The 18,443-nt window shown below is 47.0% G+C and carries 11 protein-coding genes; 3 read left to right on the top strand and 8 right to left on the bottom strand.

The genetic code is table 11. From position 1 onward, the window contains the following. Window positions 1-4: 4 nt before the first annotated feature. From ftsA to PHW04_13570, 5 genes are all read right to left on the bottom strand, one after another. On the bottom strand, window positions 5-1,234 hold the full coding sequence (gene ftsA / locus PHW04_13590) for a cell division protein FtsA (GenBank protein ID MDD2716921.1): 1,230 nt from the start codon (window positions 1,232-1,234) through the stop codon (window positions 5-7). Between the two features lie 13 nt (window positions 1,235-1,247). Beyond that, on the bottom strand, window positions 1,248-2,039 hold the full coding sequence (locus PHW04_13585; GenBank protein MDD2716920.1) for an FtsQ-type POTRA domain-containing protein: 792 nt from the start codon (window positions 2,037-2,039) through the stop codon (window positions 1,248-1,250). Window positions 2,040-2,181: 142 nt separating this feature from the next. Next, window positions 2,182-3,561: a UDP-N-acetylmuramate--L-alanine ligase gene (murC, locus tag PHW04_13580; GenBank protein ID MDD2716919.1), complete on the bottom strand. Its 1,380-nt coding sequence runs from the start codon at window positions 3,559-3,561 to the stop codon at window positions 2,182-2,184. Between the two features lie 39 nt (window positions 3,562-3,600). Beyond that, window positions 3,601-4,671 carry a UDP-N-acetylglucosamine--N-acetylmuramyl-(pentapeptide) pyrophosphoryl-undecaprenol N-acetylglucosamine transferase gene (locus PHW04_13575; GenBank protein ID MDD2716918.1) on the bottom strand — a complete coding sequence of 357 codons (1,071 nt, stop codon included), beginning with the start codon at window positions 4,669-4,671 and terminating at the stop codon, window positions 3,601-3,603. After that, complete coding sequence (locus tag PHW04_13570) at window positions 4,668-5,171, bottom strand: DUF2284 domain-containing protein (protein MDD2716917.1); 504 nt, start codon at window positions 5,169-5,171, stop codon at window positions 4,668-4,670. Before PHW04_13570 ends, PHW04_13575 begins: the two co-directional genes overlap by 4 nt. Window positions 5,172-5,318: 147 nt before the next feature. Between PHW04_13570 and queG the strand changes: the two genes are divergently transcribed. Next, window positions 5,319-6,344: a tRNA epoxyqueuosine(34) reductase QueG gene (queG, locus tag PHW04_13565; GenBank protein MDD2716916.1), complete on the top strand. Its 1,026-nt coding sequence runs from the start codon at window positions 5,319-5,321 to the stop codon at window positions 6,342-6,344. Between the two features lie 50 nt (window positions 6,345-6,394). Further along, window positions 6,395-8,722, top strand: coding sequence for a Smr/MutS family protein (locus PHW04_13560; GenBank protein ID MDD2716915.1), 2,328 nt, complete (start codon window positions 6,395-6,397; stop codon window positions 8,720-8,722). Between the two features lie 87 nt (window positions 8,723-8,809). Here the strand turns inward: PHW04_13560 and PHW04_13555 are convergent, their stop codons facing one another. Both PHW04_13555 and PHW04_13550 read right to left on the bottom strand, forming a co-directional pair. Continuing rightward, the gene (locus PHW04_13555; GenBank protein ID MDD2716914.1) at window positions 8,810-10,720 is read right to left on the bottom strand and encodes a hypothetical protein; all 1,911 of its coding nucleotides are present in this window, start codon (window positions 10,718-10,720) and stop codon (window positions 8,810-8,812) included. A 173-nt stretch (window positions 10,721-10,893) separates the two neighbouring features. Then, on the bottom strand, window positions 10,894-16,143 hold the full coding sequence (locus tag PHW04_13550; protein ID MDD2716913.1) for a HEAT repeat domain-containing protein: 5,250 nt from the start codon (window positions 16,141-16,143) through the stop codon (window positions 10,894-10,896). Between the two features lie 136 nt (window positions 16,144-16,279). On the opposite strand from PHW04_13550, the gene rlmD reads away from it, so the two are divergent. Beyond that, entirely contained in the window at window positions 16,280-17,587 is a 1,308-nt protein-coding gene (gene rlmD, locus PHW04_13545; protein ID MDD2716912.1) for a 23S rRNA (uracil(1939)-C(5))-methyltransferase RlmD, read from the top strand. 154 nt (window positions 17,588-17,741) lie between these two features. On the opposite strand, the gene PHW04_13540 is transcribed toward rlmD, so the two are convergent. Beyond that, a complete protein-coding gene (locus tag PHW04_13540) occupies window positions 17,742-18,215 on the bottom strand; it encodes a DUF3795 domain-containing protein (GenBank protein ID MDD2716911.1) in 474 nt (157 codons plus the stop codon). Window positions 18,216-18,443 lie beyond the last annotated feature (228 nt).

Here is an 18,443-nt window from a genome sequence, read left to right as displayed (position 1 = left end):
TATTTTACGGAGATAAGATTTTTTTAAGTTTACTCATCATAAATTCTAACCAACCAGATGTCAAGTGCTGTTTGGTGGATTCCTGGCGCCTGATCATACCATATTTCAGCAGTCCGATCGCGGTCGAATAAATCGGTGAGTTTATGTCGCTGCTCATACCGGTGATGTCCTTGCCTGGTTTTCCAAGCCTGACCGGTAACCCGAGAATTTTCTCGGCAAGCAGCTGGTTGCCGGCGAGCAGAGATCCACCGCCGGTAAGGACTGCCCCGCTCGAGAGATTCCTGATGCATCCGGATTCCTGGATCACGGTCTTGGCCATGCTGAAAATCTCTTCCATCCTGCATTGAATGATCTGGCAGAGTTTTTTGCGGTGCACCAGGTTGACATCGTCTCCACCTGGCGTGGATATTTCTATTTGTTCGTTCGGATCGACTTCTTCTGCGATGGCGAATCCCCTGTTGACTTTGAGCTTTTCAGCTTCTTCCAGAGGTGTCCGCATTCCGATGGCAATGTCGTTCGAAACGTGCTCGCCTCCAAGCGGTAATACAGTGGAGAAGATAATGCTGCCACCGGTGAAAATCGAGACTCCGGTTGTTCCACCTCCGATGTCGATCAGGACTACACCTAGTTCCTTCTCATCTTCATTCAAAACCGCAAATGAAGAAGCATAGGCGGAAAAAACCAGTTCCTCCTCAGAAACCCCTGCACTATGCACGCATTTCAAAAGATTCTGAATGGAAGTGGAAAGTCCGGTGATGATATGAAGTTCCACTCCCAGCCTGGTGCCGGCCATTCCCAGAGGGTCCCGGATGCCACCCTGCTCGTCGATTGTATATTCCCGTGGCAGCACATGCAGACATTTTCGATTGGGTGGCATGGGGAATGAAGTCTTGGCTGTCTCGATCACGCGGTCCATGTCATCCTGGCTGATTTCGCGGATGGCACCCGATACAGCTACCAGCCCTTTATTGTTGAGAGACTGGATATGAGGCCCTCCGATTGAAATGAAAGCGCTGTCAATGGCTACATCTGCCATTTTCTCGGCTTTTTCTATACAGGCTTCTATGGAATAAATAGTTTTTTCCAGATCAACAACAATCCCTTTTTTTATGCCAAGAGACTGATAATTAGCCTTACCAATGATCTTGATCTTGTCTTCGCTGCATTCTCCGATCAGGAGGCAGACTTTGGTAGCGCCGATATCCAGGGCGACGATGAAATTTTCGTGGGGCAAGCAAGCCTCCTTTTTACTTCTCGGATGACTTATAGATTATTTCGTTATCATATCTCATGTCAATATAATCTATGTTCGCTTTAATTTTACTGGCCAGCTCCAGCTCTTTCTTCACTACGGGATAATTTTCCTTGAATCGTACAAACTCTCCAGGAAATATTTTAACACCGTTGATGGTGAAAAAATAGACTTTGATTTCATTCTCAACATTGATCTCTGAAATGTCTTCCAGCAGGAAATTTTTCAGATTGTCGATCCATTGTATGGCCAGCAGGAATTTCCGGTCTTCGATCCTTTCCCCTTCGAAAAACTCGTGGTTCAGTTTCAATCCGGTGATGATGGCGAGGGATTCGTCGATATTTTTGATGCCTTTTACCAGTACCACGCCTTCAGCGTCCACTTCGTAAAAATAATCGTTGGAAAAGACCACGGCTTCAGGGTTACGTTCCTCAATTCTGATATCCAGTTCCCGCATGCTGGAAAAGTCCAGTCCGACGTTTTTGACCCAGACGAGGCTTTTGATACGGGTCATAGTGGCTTTCTTATCCAGACGATAGAATTTCATGCCTGGGTAAACGTTCGCAGTGCGCAAAAGGATGCGGCTGTCGATTTTCTTGTTGCCTGTAACTTTGATTTGCTTGATTTCAAGGTAGCTGGTGCTGGTAACCAGGTAATAAAGTTCGAAGAAAATCACCCCGATCAGGATAACCAGGAATGAAATGCGGACAAGATTAGTGAAGAAACGCTGCCATTTTTTCTGATTTTTTTTTTTAAGATGCTGGCTGAAAAACAGGATTTTATCCATTGAGCCTCTTACAAAATGCAGAGTGGCTCTGTTCAGGATGACATTTTGTTAGAGGCTCATGGAACACTGGCAAAACTCCGGCAGCAAAGCTGTTGAACAAGTCAATTCTGAAAATTGAGAGGTTTTGAAAGTGTTCCATGTTTCAGTTGCTTCCGTTCACCAGTTCTGCGAGTTTTGTCGCAAAATAAGTGATGCTGCCGGCTCCCAGCGCTACGATGACATCTCCACGTTTCAGGCGGTGATGAAAATCGAAAATCTGCTGTTCAACATTCTGAGAATAGATGGCGGTCTTTCCATGTTCCACAAGAATCGGAATCAGTATCTCTGAAGAAATGTTTTCAGTGTTTTTTTCGCCTGCTCCGTATATACCGGTGACCACGATTTGATCTGCAGGGAGCAGTGCATCAGGAAACTGCTTCTGGAAATAGGTGAAGCGCGAAAAGCGGTGTGGTTGAAAAACGGCGATCAGATTTTCAGCTGGATAGCTCTTCCGGAGAGTTGTAAGCACTGTTTTGATTTCCGTGGGATGGTGGGCATAGTCGTCAAAGACTCTGATACCGTTCCTGTCTGCCAGCAGTTGAATTCTGCGCGCTACACCCTTGAAGGTACTCAGGGCCTCAATGATTACCGGAAGAGAGACACCGGCTTTGGAGGTTGCGGAAATTGCAGCCAGTGCGTTTTGAATATTGTGCTGGCCAGGGATGATCAGGTTTACCTGTCCGACTGGAGCGTGCTGGTAGAAAAGCCTGAATGATGAGGAAAATTCATGGAATTCGATCTCACCAGCGAACCAGTCTGCATCTTCAGATTTGACTGAAAAAAAACTGACTCTTTTTCCAAGGCTGCTGAATTTTTCGAAAATTGCCGGATCGTCAAAATTCAGCACTGAAAGATCTGAAGTACTGAAAATGTATTTCTCGAAATTGCGGATGATCTCAGCTTTGTTTTTATAGAAGTCCATATGGTCTTCTTCGATGTTGGTGACAATCGAGATGTATGGTTTCAGGAAAAGAAAGGAGGCGTCAGATTCGTCCGCTTCCGTCACCAGCCATTCGCTGTCGCCGGCTATGGCGTTGGAATCTTCCAGAAGCATTTCCCCGCCCACAAGCACTGTAGGTGAAAATCTGGCATGAGTCAGGATGTGAGAAATCATGGAAGTAGTGGTGGTTTTACCGTGGGTTCCTGCGATGGCGATGGTTTTTTTTCCGGCGCAGAACAGGCCTAGAGCTTCGCCGCGGCTAAGGCTCGGAACTCCCTTGGTTCTCAGGTAATGCAGTTCCGGATTGTCCATTTTGATGGCAGTGGAGAAGATCACCATGTCAATCTGCAGGTCTACAAGATTGCCTTCGTTGTGGCCGAGAAAAAATTTCAGTCCCAGCGGTTCGAGCTTCTGAACAAGGTTGTTTCGCTTGAGATCAGAACCAGTGACTGTGAGACCTTTGCTCAACGCCTGAAAAGCCAGAGCACTCATGCCATAGCCACCGACACCGATAAAATGGATGTGTTTCACTCCTTGCAGCATTTTAACCACCAATCGAATTTAGTTGATTGCATCTAAAATTTAAGGCTTCAGGCCCAGAATTTCCACAAAAACTTGGAAAAAATCCCGATCCAGTGATTTCATCCGGAGAGCGGCGATGTTTTTCGCGTATTCATTATACCTGCTCTCAAGTCCGTTGAAAAGAGAGATCCAGTCAATTTTATCGAGCTCTGACTCGTCCACGCTGATGGCAGCCATCCGGCGCTCCAGAACCTGGGCGTTGTGCCACTGATGATTATTTGCGGAAATCCTGTATGGGACAAGTACCGAAACCGTGGAAGTGCGGATCAGCTCTGCCAGTGAACTCGCTCCGCAGCGGCTGACCACGAATCTGCAGGATCTGAGATCTTCCCAGATTTTCTCGGAATATGGTTTGACTGTGATCTTGTCGCAGGCCTGAGATTTGAAAGCATCGTAGTATCGTATCCCGCAGGCCAGGGTGATGGAATAGCCTCTGGAAAGAAGAATTTCTTTGGATCTGAGAAAAATATCGTTGATAGCCTGTGAGCCTTGAGAACCGCCCACAAAAAAAACATGCTTCGGTCTTTCGAAAGGACCCTCCTGAAATTCAGGACGGACAGGATTGAAGGACAGGATCAGTTTGCTTGCTGCCGAATGCAGATTGAATGGAAAAGGGAAGGCGGAGAGGGGGAATCCGAGGAAAATTTTTGCAGCCGCAAAATAGAGGATCCTGTTGGTGAGTCCTGGAAAGGCATTCTGTTCCTGGATATAGAGTTTTCTGCCTAGGATCGCAGCAGCTAACCCTGAGGAGAGCGAGGCATAGCCGCCTGTGATGATCACAAACTCCGGATCAGCCTTCCGGATGATCATGGCAGACAGAAAGATGTTGTAGACCAGGAAAAAGATGGACTTGAAAATGGTCAGAAATTTTCTGTTCCAGCCGAAGGCGTTAAGAAAGTAACAGGGAAAAGGGGCTTTGGCTAATTTTTCAGCTTCAATCCCGCGTTTTGCGCCGATGTATCTGACATCATATCCTGAGTCACGCAGAAAACCTGCGATGGCAAGCGCAGGGTAGAAGTGCCCGCCAGTGCCGCCTCCGCTGATAATGACGGTTCCGGATGGATGGCTCATTCGATCAGCAGCAGGCCATAGTAGTTGACTTCTGAATTTTCCTGCTCCGCTACTTTGATTGGAAAACCGTTGGTTCTGACGGTTTCGTACACATCGATGCCGCAGGATTCCAGGGAAGGCCTGGAAGTTTCCGGATTTATGCATTTTTTGAGATTGCAGGGACGGCAGGCAAAGCAGGGACCTGCTCCCAGCCCGAATGCTTTGTAATAACCGGCCAGGAACATCTCCCGTTCCAGCTTGACCACGATTTCGGTGGGATGTGAATCCGGTCCGCAATGGATCAGCATGGCTGTCTTGTAAGATGAGAGGACTGCCTGGGTTTCATCATAAGTAGGTGTATGCGGGGGGCAGCAGAGGTTTGAATTATACCCGCCGCAGCCGAATCTGCACTTGAATCCGACCCAGGCCGCGGTTTTGACAGTGCCGGGCCTGATTATTTTGGCGTTCTGCGCGCCCAGCTTTTTAGCAAGCAGCAGGAATTTGGAATATACCTTTACCATGATTCCCCCTGAAATTGGATGTTGAAAGGCTAATTAATTAACTGAGGAATGTCAAATCAAACAGCTACAGCTTCAGATACAGGCACACCGCTAAGTTAACAGGTGATTGATTTGAAAATCAGCCAAACTTGAGTAAGATTAGAAGAAATGAATCTGAAAAAACTGATCATCGAAAAAGCCGGAGAACTCAAGATCGACAAGATCGGTTTTACCGATGCCTCTGTATTGGAACGGACTCAGCTTGAACTTTCGAAAAGAGCCGGTATCAGCTACTTCCCCATCGCGCCCGGAAAGATCTGGAAAAAGTGTACGCCTGAAGGCAAGCTGCCAGGCGCACAAACTGTGATTGTCGGTGCCTTGAATTACTTTACCGAAAAAGTGTTTGCTCCTTCAGTCCCGTTGAAGGGACGTGTTTCACCATATACTCATGCTGATTATTACCAGGCTCTGGAAGATAAGCTTAAGACTTTAGCCGAATTCATCGGAAAAGAAACAGGAAGCCATGGATTTTATTGCCAGAGCTGTTATGGGGAACTCAGGGAAAAGGAATTCGCAGCCCGCGCCGGCCTGGGATGGTATGGAAGAAACGGAGTGATCATGACCAGGGAATTTGGAGCCTGGGTGGTTCTGGGACTTCTGGTAACAGATCTGTTCATTGAAAGAGATGAGCCCCTTTCCAACCCCTGCGAAGCATCAGGCTGCAGAAAATGCATCGACAGTTGCCCTACCGGAGCAATCGAAGCCCCTTATCAGGTCAATGTATTCAAATGCCTGCAGGGAGTGACTGAGAATTTCAAATCAGTTCCGGACGAACTTAAATCGATTTGGGGTGACCGCTTTTACGGATGCAGTATCTGCCTTTATGTCTGCCCGTTTAACAAAGGTGTAATCAATTCTCATCAGAATCTGCCGGGTGCGATCGAAGTTCCGGTTGATTTGAAAGCAGTCCTTTTAATGAGTGACGAAGAATTCCAAAAAGTATATGGTGCCAATCAGATCGGGCAGAGGCGCAAGAAAGAGGCATTGCAGAGGAATGCAGTTTTAGCTCTGGGAAATTCTCAATGCCCTGCTGCCTTTGAAATAATCAGCAGATTTGCCGATAACCGGGATTGCGAAATCATGATGGATGCCTGTGACTGGGCAATGGCACGGCTTCAAAACATACGAAAATAAGGTCAAAAAACCCTGACAAACACGCAGGATTGGATTATAATTACCTGAAATTGAACAAGCAGGACGAGGTTATTGTGCACACTGATCTGGAACGCGACCTTGGCGTGGACAGCGTAATAGAGATGATCAAACGGCATTGCGCCGAGATTACTCATCCATATCTGGACGAACTCAAACCATTTTTCGAGCGGGCTGAGCTGGTCTCCCACTTTTCCAGGCTGACAGAAATGAGCGACATGTTTTCCGGAAAGGGGCGGGTTACGCAGAACACAGCCAGGCGGATCGAAGGGTTGAAAAATCTGGAAATTGGAAATTTCGTGCTGGAAGTGAGTGATCTATCCGTGCTTAGAGATAATTTCAGGCTGGTCGGCGAGATCATGGGCTTTTTTCGCGAAAATGAACAGTATCCTGCGCTGCGTTGCACCTTTACGGAACTGTTTATCGGTGAAGAGATCAGCAAGCGGCTTTCCAGATTACTGAATCAATACGGAGAGCTGAGGGATGATGCCACTCCTGAGCTTCGCCAGGTCAGGAATGAAATCAGGAGCCTTTCTTCTGAACTGGAAAAGTTTTATCAGCATTATTTTCGCAATCATGATTTTACCGACATGTTCCAGGATAAGATCATCACTGTGCGCAACGGCCGTAAAGTGGTGCTGGTGAAGAAAGAATTCAAGCATAAATTTCCGGGTGTGATCCATGACGAGTCCGCAAGCAGGGAGAGCGTATTCATGGAGCCGCTGGAAGCCCTTCAGATGAACAACAACCTGCGGGAACTTGAGCTGTCTGAGGAGCGGGAAATCAGGAGGATTCTGCTTGAATTCACTGATTATCTCAGGAGTCACCAGGCTGAACTGGCCAGAAACCAGGAACTGCTTGCCTACTGGGAACTGCTTCAGGGGCTGACCTCCTATCTGTGGTCGGTGAAGGCCGTGATTCCACAGATGACCGACCGCAAGGGAGTGACACTTCTGGAAGCAGTACATCCTCTGATCAAGGGGAATCCGGTACCCCAGAATCTTTATCTGGGCGAAAAATACAAGATACTGGTGCTGTCCGGACCCAATGCCGGGGGAAAAACTGTAGCCCTCAAGACATTCGGGCTTCAATCCTATCTTGGGCTTTCAGGCATTCCGGTCAATGCGAAACAGGCGGAACTCGGTTTTTTTGATGAAGTGCTGATTGATATCGGGGACAGGCAGAGCATTGAAAACAGTCTGTCCACTTTCAGCGCGCATCTGGTGCGGATCAGGCAGATCCTTGAAAAGGTTACAGCCGACAGCCTTGTCCTGATCGATGAAATCGGGGCCGGGTCTTCACCGGATGAATCTCAAGCCCTGTCCTGTGCTCTGCTTGAGGAACTGGCTGACAGGGGCTGCCTGGCAGTCGTGACGACGCATTACAGGCAGGTGATTGAGCTTGCGGAAACGAGAGCTGAAATCTGCAATGCCTCGCTGCATTTTGACATATTGAGCCTGGAACCTACATACAGGATCATTTATGGAGAACCCGGATTTTCTTTCGGACTGGTAATGGCCGAGAAATACGGCCTGCCTGCTAAAATAGTCAGCCGCGCCAAAAGTCTCCTGGAAGTGGATCTGATCGATTATCAGGCCAAAGTCACTGAACTGAAGGAGAAACTGAGCAATCTGGCACAGATGGAGCGCGAAAAGGACCTGGAGCTGAAAAAAGCGGAAGAACTCAGACTTAAACTCGAGCAGGAACTGGGGGAACTTAAAAAAACCGAGAAGAAACGGATCGCAGATCTGATGAGCCGCAAGGAAGTGGAACTGGACAGAGTGCTGGAAGAATTGAGACTGGAGCTTGAAATTGTGGCTGAAAGCAAAGGTAAAGGTGAACATATTCTTCGTGGAAAAGTCAAACAGGCCAGGGAACAGTTGCGCAGGGAAGCCGACGTTCTCCCGCACCCGCGGGAGCTGGAAACAGGACTGATGGTAAAAATCAGGAATGTAACGAGTCCCGGGGAGATAGTGGGAATCAGCGGAGAAATGCTGGATGTGCTGGTGGAGAATCTCAAGTTCCAGTGCGCAAGGAACGATGTGCTGGAAATACTGGGGAAAAAGGATAAGCCTTTGGGTTTTTCCGACGGCACTGGATTGCTGCGGAAAAAAATGTCTTTCCGGGGGAATCTGGATGTACGCGGGAAAAGGGTCGAGGAAGCCATTGAAATGGTCCGGAGCCTTCTTTCAGATGCCGTGGCAGTGGATGGCAGGAAAGTAGAGATAATCCATGGAGTGGGAGAAATGATTTTACGGAGGGCTATCTGGGATTATCTCGGAGAAGACAGAACTGTCAAGAGGTTTTACGAAGCACCGCTTGGAGAAGGCGGAAAAGGGAAGACGATTGTTGAATTGTAAAGATGCCCGGAATTGTTTCCTTACATACAAACCTACCAACATACTAACTTACCAACTTCATGCGGTGAGTAAGTGATGTATTGAATATCATTTACAGTGAACCAGACTGATCACTGCCACACCATAAAGATTCAACGAGGGAAGTGTGAATTTCACGAGATTACCCTCTCTGGTGAAAGGAAGCGGTTCAGGGAACAGGCTTTCAGGCCTGTAGTATTCCACTTTCCAGCAGGAACAAAAGTAATCCGGCAGTTCGATCTCGGCCTGCAGAAAATTCCGGCAGGCACAGCTGTCGGAGTCAGGGTTGTATTGATAATTCAAAAAATGCACACAAAGAGAGTTCAGATCCGGCTTGAAATGACGAAATACGGTGATATCCCGGGCTGAGACCGTCAGATACGGCCTGGGAGCATCCCAGAGCGACATCTTTATTTCCTGGAGTGCTGCAGCTCTGTCTCCCTCGAGATAGGAAAGACCTAAATCAGGAAGTGACAAGGCATTCTTGAAATGCTTGAATCGCTCTTCTCTAAGATTGGTAAAAAATACTTTTTTTCCTGAGAGCAGGAAATCGTGCAGAGCCTGATACTGGTTTTTAGTGAGGCTGACTGAGGAAGGAACGATCAGGCATTCATAGGACCCCAGGAAAAGAAGCTCATCCCGGCTGAAACGCTCGTCTGTGCTATAGATGGTATCGAACTGGAGATTAAGCTCTGTGAGGGCCTGGCTGATTCCCAGATAGGAAAAATGGGCGTCAGGATCCTGCAGCACTGATTGATTGGAGTATAAAACCGCCAGCCGATTCCGGCAGGTGCTGCCTTCATAAATCCAGCGATTGTCGCGCACGAAAGCCGTGTATTGCTCCAGACCGTTAAATCCCGCAGTAGGAGAGGGAAAATCAGGCAGGATCAGACTGCTCTGACAGGAAGCAGCCTCGCAAAACATGAGTTTCAGATAATTACTGTAACTGCCCCGCCTTGAGAGATACGGATGATAGATCTCACCCGGCAGGGCTGCGTTTATCCCATCTGTTACTGCCCGGCCCAGTTTATAGGAAGCAGCGAATTTTCCGGGCGAGAGAAAATGAAACTTCATCTGATCTGCAGGGAGCGGAAGATCCAGTTCATAGATAAGTCCGTCCAGCAGCGGAGCAAACACCAGCGACTGGAGCGGGGAAATTCCGGTGTGGCCGCCCAGACCAGGGATGGATGCGAGGATTTTTACGTTTCCGCCTGATTTTATGGCTATTTTTCTGATCTCAGCGATCAGGGAGCAGGTTTCCCGAAAGTACAGGTTTTCCAGATTTTTCCTGTATTCATTGAAAACGATTTCTCGTGCCGGAGCGTAAACCTCTCCTGTGGAACGCAGGAACCCGGTGACTTCAAAGTCATCATCAGTACCTGGACTGCAGTGCTCTAAAAGGACTTCCGCCGTAGGCCACCTGTCATGGAAGCAGACCGAAGTCACGTAATCGCGCAGATTTTTAAATCCGATCTCCAGAAGATGCTGTTCAAACGCGCTGATCTCGCAGGACGAAAAACCAGCGCTTCCAGGTCGGGTTGAAACCGCCGATCCCAGGATACCCGTGTTGAGCAGGCAGACGGCATCGACTCCTGATCTGATGTATTTTCCGGCCTGGTTGAGCAGATATTCGCTGAACAATGGATTGAGGATGGTCACCAGACTGCCGCTCTCTTTTTTTATTGGAACAGGCAGTTCGGAGCGGTTTCCATAGAGGTCCCTGCTGCAGATTGAAACCAGGTCGAAATTGACGGTTCCAGATGTTTCAAGTTCCAGGCTGTCGACTGAGCAGAGGTCAAGGCACTGAACTGACAGCATTCCCTGTCTGTGAAGTTTCTGAGGATCAGTTTTATCACATTTCAGAAGACCGTTCAGAGTGATTTTCAAAGTCCCGACTGCATTCTCAGACTGGGGTGAGCAGCTGATGACCTGAACTTTCCGGTCCCAGTCCGTCCCCGGTGCAGTGCGTTCTGAAAGCATCTGTTCCAGCTGGGCAGAATGGGTGGATGCAATCACTAAGGTCTTAGATAACAGTAGTAAAATGAAAATGAGCAGCATTATGCGCATTTGGAAAAAAATCCAATCCGCTTTCAGTTTAAGGAGAACTGGCAAAAATCATCCTCCTATGTAAAATCGGTAAGTGTGGCTAACTCTCAACTTGAGCCTGCACCCCAGATTTTCAGGGTGTTATCACTGGAGCCTGATATCACCCGATTCCCGTCAGGCGAGAACCTGCAGGAATTAACCGGGCTTCCATGCCCCGTAAGAGTGGCCAGTTCTTTAAAGGTGGCCGCATCCCAGATCTTCAGAGTGTTATCATTAGAACCTGAGACCACTCTCTTCCCGTCAGGCGAGAACTCGCAGGACTTACATCCGCTGGTATGTCCGGTAAGTGTAGCCAGCTGCTGTCCTGAGTCCGCATCCCAGATCATCAGGGTTTGATCATAAGAGCCTGAAACCACCCGCTTCCCGTCAGGGGAGAAACAGCAGGAAGTTACCACATTGGTGTGAGCGGCAAGTGCGGCCTGTTCCTGGCTCGAGCCTGCATTCCAGATTTTCAAGGTGTGATCCCAGGAACCTGAGACTACCCGCTTCCCATCAGGAGAGAAACAGCAGGAATCAATCTCCCCGGTATGTCCGGAAAGAGTGCAAAGCTGCTGTCCTGAATCTGCATCCCAGATTTTCAGGGTATGATCATAAGAACTTGAAACCACCAGCTTTCCGTCAGGAGAGAAGCAGCAGGAGGTAACTGAGTGAGTGTGCCCGGTAAGTGTGAAAAGTGGTTGTCCGGAAACGTCCCAGATCTTCAGAGTGTTATCATCTGAGCATGAAACCACCCGCCTCCCGTCAGGAGAGAAGCAGCAGGAATTGACCCCGCCGGTATGCCCGGTAAGTGTGGTCAGCAGTTGTCCAGAGCCTGCATCCCAGATTTTTAAAGTGCGATCTGCGGAACCTGAAACCACAAGTTTCCCGTCAGGAGAAAAACCACAAGCCTGAGCCCAGTCAGTATGCCCGAAAAAGGTCATCAAACATGATTTCGGGAGTTTGCAGGCGGGTTTTAAAAGCATCTTATTACCCGGTTTACAGATGGCCTGATAGATGCATTCGGGCTTTTTGGAGAGGATCAGTGCACTGGATCGTACAAAGTCCTCTAATTCATGGAAAGCTGAAGAAAAATCATACTCTGTATTTTCCCCGTTGGAATCCTTTAATTTAATCATGCGGTCATTATCCGGGGGTTTAGGTTCCCACTTTGCATTGATGATGAAAAGATTGAGTTTAATTTTGGAGCCGCAATGCCTGCAGCTGATCACTGTATCAAGTTCCAGTTCGCCAATTGCAAACCAGGCATTGCAGAACACGCAATTGATACCCAATATACCGTTATGCTGCCAGGCGGTCCTGACAGGTGGATCAGGCCTTTTGCACCCTCCCAGAAAATCATAATCCTGAATCAGATCCTGAGTCATTCCTCCCCGGTTTTTAGCTTCTATGAAATCAAGGTCTGTTAAGTTTTTTTCACTTTCAGCGAACATTCGGGCTTTCCTCAGCTGATAGGGGAGTTCGGTACATTTCCTGAAATTGACTGTTCTTACTGAATTGTGTTTTTCAGATTCAAGAGCTTTTTCCAGGTAGTGAGGTTGACTCAAAAAATATTTGGCCAGCACTGCATGCCGTTTTTTTTTCACGGATTCTGTCAGAAACATTTCTTTGGCCACTTGGCTGAATTGCCTGTTGGAAAATCTGATTAAAAATGTTCCTTCGGCCATGCACCCGGTCAGATATGGAGCCAGATCGAAATAAAGCGGTTTCCAGATCGCTGCAGAGATTTCGCTCCTGGCTTTTTTACTATCTGAGCTTTGAATTTTCAGGATTTTCTGATACCTGTTTTCCTGAGAGATGTATTGATGGAGTTCCTCATCAGATGCCAGAATTTCCAGCAGTTCATCTTCAGCGGAACCGTTGCGGCAGGCGGCAAGATAACCAAGTACGCTGGAAACGATCATTTTCCCATGATTCGAAGGCAATGACAAACGCTCGAACATGTCTCTGATAATGCCTGTGAGATCAGAGCTTAACTTTATCTCTTCAGTTGTGGTATACGATTTCCAGCGTTCAGCTTCCAGAGAAGCAATTTTCAAGTAAAACAGGTTGCCGTTATTTTTGAATCTCTTCAGAATCAGTTTTTCCTGCCAGTCGAGCAATTGCCGGTTTGCCTTATTCAGCCAGCAGTCCAGTAATGCTTTGCCGTCAGAACCGGACATTTTACCCAGTTCCCTGATGTTGCTTTCCGGGATTTTATTTTTCAGGTTTTCTAAGTATTGGTCAGCATCTGCAGCAGCTTGAACTTTGACATCAGATTCGAATCCGCTTGGATCCAATGTAGTAACTACCAGCCTGACATTTTCCGGTAATTCAGCAGGCAGCCACCTCAATTCAGATGCATCCTGGTTTGACAGTTGATCCAGGGCGTCTAAAAATATGATCAGCGGTTTGGCAGGTACAGCGGATTTTAGCAATTCCGGAAATGCTTTCTCAAGGCCATCATAATCACTGGGGATCGTATTTTCGTCAAGAGTGTAAAGTTGTGCAATCTGGCGGCAGATACTTTCCAGCATGGATCGGATGTTTGAAGAGTCAGGAGTTGTACCCAGGAAGCGGTAAATTATCTGGGGATTCGGATTATCCCCTTTCATAGCATTGCGGGGGTGTACTGTCGATTGCCTGGCAGTCACGCCATGACTGATTCTGAGGAGCTCATTTTTAATCGCATGTGCCATCAGGGCCGATTTCCCGCTGCCTGGCTTTCCGTAAATCGCTAAAGGTGATTTTTGATGAACTTTAAGCTTCAGATAATCTGCAATAAACTTCAGGTATTCTGTGCGGCCTGTAAAGTCCATCTCACTGTCAATGCGGAAGTTTTCATGGTTCCGGATCTCTGAAGCCAAAGACCCTGGTTCAGTGTCTGGTGTAATTTTAGCAGAGATTGCAGAGGACAGAGCCTGATAAGCGTCAGCGCATAATTTGCTGACCTGACCGTCAGTCAGCCTGCCGTTTTCCCATTTTTCCTCGTATTCGAATATGTTTTGAGGAACAGTTTTATAGAGTTGGTTCTGGACCTCAACAGATAAATCGTGGGAGTCCTGATCAAAGATATCGTTTTTTGTGTCAATGAAATCCCTGGCTTTGGAGTCTGCTGAATTCAGGTCTTTAATCAATTCTTCCAGATTTGTGATTTTTCTCAGGAAACAAAACAGATGTTTCTGTTTATCCCGGATTTTCAAGGCACAGTCGATAATTTCCCGGGAAGCGGCTGAAGCATTGTAAGACAGGCGGCGGTCTTCTTTGAAATCATCTGTCAACAGTTTGAACAGCTCGCAAAGCTTTTGCACCACCTTCTCCCAGACTTTCTGATCAAGATACTCTCCAGTTCTAGGCTGCAGGATCCATAAAAACTCAGGTTTTGCATCCTGGTCTTTTTGATACAGAGCATTCAGGTCGCGCTTGTACCACGAACCAAGCAGATTAAGGCCTTCATCAGTGCAATCACCGCTTTTTCTTTTCAGGAGGAACTTATCCACAATTTTTGTGAATTCGCTTTCCGGGATCTCAGCAGGCAGCTGCCGAATTCCGTAACGATCCCCAAGCAGTATGAGGAAATACGGAGGAGGCGAGATTTCCTGGCAGCGCTTGATTTCTTCAAGGCGGCTCTTCATTGTCTGTTGATCAATTGCTCCATCAGAGATTCCAAAGTCGAGGTCGCACACTTCAAAACGATAGCCATGTTCCTGGCAGAGCGCTTTTAACTTCGGATAAACTCCTGACTGAAGTGCATTGAGCTCTTCCCTGAGGTCGAATGTCGAAATGGTAAACATCTTAAACACACGGTTTGAGCGTGCGGCTGCTGCATTATCTTCTACTTTTATGCCCTGAATTTCAAGTTCTTTAATGCTGTCGCGTGATTTTTTTGAGACTTCAGGATATCTTGATTTTCCAAGATCAATTAACAATTCATAATAATCGGGATCCTCAAGTTTCATAATCACATAAATCGCTGACAGCTGCATCAGCATATCTTCAGAATTGACCATCTCCAGCAGGGTAGTGAATGTTTCAGGGATTTTCTCTCTTTTTAATGCAAAGATCGCGTTCGCCCTGACCCGGTTGTTTTCATCTTTCAGAAGTGGGATTATTTCTTTTAAATTATCTTTATCATTGATCAGTCTTAATGCCTCTACTGCATTTGCGCGGCAGCGGCCGTCTTCCGCCTTGAGATAACCGACCAGAACTGGCAGTGCTTTTTTGTACTGGAGTTTCCCCAGTCCGATGATAATTGTGGCAATTACCATCACATCTTTTTCTTTTGCCAGATGCTCTGACAATATCGCGCCACAGGAGCCTTTTTCCACGGCTTCTGTGATCGCTTTCAACCTTTTACCCAGATCAGGATTAGTTAATTCCTCTTTTAAGCTGCTCCATGTTCCTGCTTTGTTCTCTGTTTCAGGTTCAACCCCTTCCATGCTTTCAGCTTTGATTTCAGCCACAGGTTCGAATTTTTTCAGTACTCTCTGCGCTTTTTTAATCCCTTTGCTTTTGAAAATCGACAATGTTTTGAGCGCATTGTTGCGGACTGTGACCTCACTGCTTTCCAGGAGCAGAACTAATGGATCAACATTTTCCTCAGCCGGATAAAACTGATACGCATATGCTGCCGAAGCGCGCATCGCGCTCCCTGGAGAGCCCGCCATGGCACGTAATATTTTCTGAGTGTTCACACCGCCGAGTTCCCTGACGAATCGTACGGCATTTGCTCTTACCCTGTTGTCATTATCCTCCAGCTTCGAAATCACCAGAGGATAAGCCCGTACACTGCCGATCAATTCCAGAGCGTCTATTGCATTGGCTCTAATTCTAGGGATTTCATGTGAAAGAAACGGATTAATGATTTTAATCTCTTTCTCACTTCCGAATTTGCCGATTGCAATCAACAAGGTGGAAATGATATTCGGGTCTTTTTCCCGATTTAAAACAGTGATCAAGCCAGGCAGTGTTTCTTTTAAATCATTGTTGACAATATATTGAATGATCTGAACAGCCTGTTCGTTTTCAACGTTTCCAGCTATGAATTTTCCGATTTCAGCAGTTCCGATCGCACTCGTCTCTTTTTCGGTCAATCTGGGCGTGATTCTGCTTTTCAGAATATTCAGGGCTTTTTTAGCATAAAAACGCACTTCAACTGATTCATCGAAATCTGAGATTTTTTGCAGAATCAGGAAATTTTCCCGTCTTGGGTTTCGGGACAGCTGAACTATAGCTTGCTTGCGTTCAGCTTCGTCTTCTGAATTCAGCAGCAACTTCAATTGTTGATCAGCATTTGGGGATCTGCTTTCAGATTCAGTCACCTGTTAACCTTCGCTGAGTAACAACATAATTCGATTCATTTCCAGATACAGAATATCAAAGTATTACAATCTAATCAAATTGACTCTCAAAAATAATTCGTTTGACCAAGGCTTTTAGGTAAATTAATATTGTTTTATGGAAATCACAACCGGCAGCAGACTGAAACTGGAAGTCCTGAAATTCGCCAATCTTGGTTATGGGCTGGCAAAGCTGGAAGGATTCACGATTTTCATTCCTGAAGGTATCCCCGGGGACCTCCTGGAAGCCGGAATCACAGAGCTGAAAAAAAATTATGCATTTGCCAGAATCAGAAAAATAGTCAGCCCTTCTCCGTTCCGTAAAGCACCTCCCTGCCCGGCCTTTCCCATGTGCGGAGGCTGCGACTATCTGAGCCTTGAATATACGCGTCAGCTTTTTTTCAAAAATGCGCTGCTCAATGACATGGTCGGCCGCAGTTTCAAGGAAAAACCCAAGATTTTCGAGATAACCCCTTCTCCAGAGCGGGAGTTCAGGCACAAGGTAAATCTGAAATATTCAGTTCAGGATGGGAAAGTGGGTTTCTTTTCCAGGCATTCCAACAGTATCGTGCCTATGCCGGAAGGTAAGGACTTCTGCCTGATCCAGCCGAAAATCAACGAAGAAATTCTCAGGCTGGTCCTGCGGCTTCTTAACAGAAACGGGAGAGAAAAACTAAGAGAGATCACGCTCCGCAATTCACGCGGGAATAATGAGAACATGGTCATTTTTCACGGTAATTTCGGGGAAAACGATGAAATCATCGAGATTGATTCCCAGGCTTTTGAAAAACTGAATCTGGTGTCCGTCAATTTCATTGATAGAAACGAGCGGCTGCACAACCTGGTTGGCGAACCATACATCAGGGAAAAAATCCAGGATTTTGAGTACCTGATCGGAGCAGGCAGTTTTTTCCAGACCAATCCGTTCATCCTGGAACTGATGCTTGAAAGGATGGAGCTGACTCACAGCACTAGAAATCAGCAGTCACTGGATCTTTACTGTGGGCTGGGCACCTTTTCTTTTCTGCTGGCCCGTAATTCCGCTCAGGTTACTGCGATCGAGCAAGAACCTGAATCAGTGCAGCTCGCTGAGCGGAACGCCGTACTTAATCAGACGAGGAACGTGAAATTTCTGACAGGCAAAGTGAGAAAGCGGCTTGCCGCCTTGAGCTTCGCCCGGCGTCCGGGCCTCGTGGTGACCGACCCTCCCCGCAAAGGAATGGCCCCGGAAACACTCCATCAGCTGATTCGAATTCAGCCGGAAACCATCATCTACATCTCCTGCCAGTTACCGACTTTTATCAGGGATGCGCAGAAGCTTGCGGAGATGGGATATAGATTTGTTTATCTGTATCCTTTTGACATGTTCCCGCATACTTTTCATGTGGAAGTGATGGGATATTTTACCAGACAAGAGGAAAAATAATTTTCAGAGGTAATCGAGCAGATAAGTCAGCAAACTTAAGAGAATCAGACCCACGAAGATAATACTCTCATACTCGTAAAATTCCAGCTGATCCGGCTGCTTCATTCTCTATCTATCGGAATTGCCGGACTGTGGCTTTAACTGCTGGAGCAGATCAGATCAAACTGTCAGCTCCGCATTTAGGGCATTTTTTAATGTACCAGGAACGCCTGGCTCCGCAGGAGCAGGTCCATTTCATCTGCTCTTCCTGCAGCCATTTGTCGGAACCAAGTTTCAAACGCTTGATATTTTCCAATACTTCGTGGTGATGCGGCATTCCATCCCTGCTGAATTCCATTATCAGCTTGCAGGGAAACGATTCGCAGCATCCACAGTGTTCCAGGTTTTTTCCCCTGCAGCAGTCGCGGATCCCGCAGCCGCCACACTGGCTCTGCTCAGTCCTGCAGCCGGGGCAGAGATCAGTCTTGGACAGATCAGTGTCTTTATACTTGTCGTAACGATCTGGTATGAATCTGAGATGCTCCTTATCCTGTTCCAGGACAGCAACCCTGAAGCTGCAGGCACCGCAGTATAATCCGCAGTAGGCCAGCAGGTTTTTGTGGTTTGAGATGCTTTTCTGCTTCGACATTTTATCGACCTCACAAAATGATTGGAAACATAGATTTATGGATTCTATCAGAAATGTAAGGCATAGGAAAGTAAAGAGGAGTCAAGTGAGGATTTTGTCCTCCTCATATGGATGACCTGCCTGTCAAGAGGAAACAACTTTCAAAACCTGTTTATGAGTTCCGTGAACTTTCAACCTCATATTCGCGTGCTGGTTAACGCAGTAAGCTCAGTCCGAATGTGATGTTCA

The sequence above is a fragment of the Candidatus Wallbacteria bacterium genome (assembly GCA_028687545.1).
Classification (GTDB): Bacteria; Muiribacteriota; JAQTZZ01; order JAQTZZ01; family JAQTZZ01; genus JAQTZZ01.
This window is presented reverse-complemented; position numbering and strand designations above follow the sequence as displayed.

Coding starts and splice junctions, on each gene's coding strand:
- PHW04_13585 (MDD2716920.1), bottom strand. CDS start 2,039: ATGGATAAAATCCTGTTTTTCAGCCAGCATCTTAAAAAAAAAAATCAG.
- murC (MDD2716919.1), bottom strand. CDS start 3,561: ATGCTGCAAGGAGTGAAACACATCCATTTTATCGGTGTCGGTGGCTAT.
- PHW04_13575 (MDD2716918.1), bottom strand. CDS start 4,671: ATGAGCCATCCATCCGGAACCGTCATTATCAGCGGAGGCGGCACTGGC.
- PHW04_13570 (MDD2716917.1), bottom strand. CDS start 5,171: ATGGTAAAGGTATATTCCAAATTCCTGCTGCTTGCTAAAAAGCTGGGC.
- queG (MDD2716916.1), top strand. CDS start 5,319: ATGAATCTGAAAAAACTGATCATCGAAAAAGCCGGAGAACTCAAGATC.
- PHW04_13555 (MDD2716914.1), bottom strand. CDS start 10,720: ATGCTTTCAGAACGCACTGCACCGGGGACGGACTGGGACCGGAAAGTT.
- rlmD (MDD2716912.1), top strand. CDS start 16,280: ATGGAAATCACAACCGGCAGCAGACTGAAACTGGAAGTCCTGAAATTC.
- PHW04_13540 (MDD2716911.1), bottom strand. CDS start 18,215: ATGTCGAAGCAGAAAAGCATCTCAAACCACAAAAACCTGCTGGCCTAC.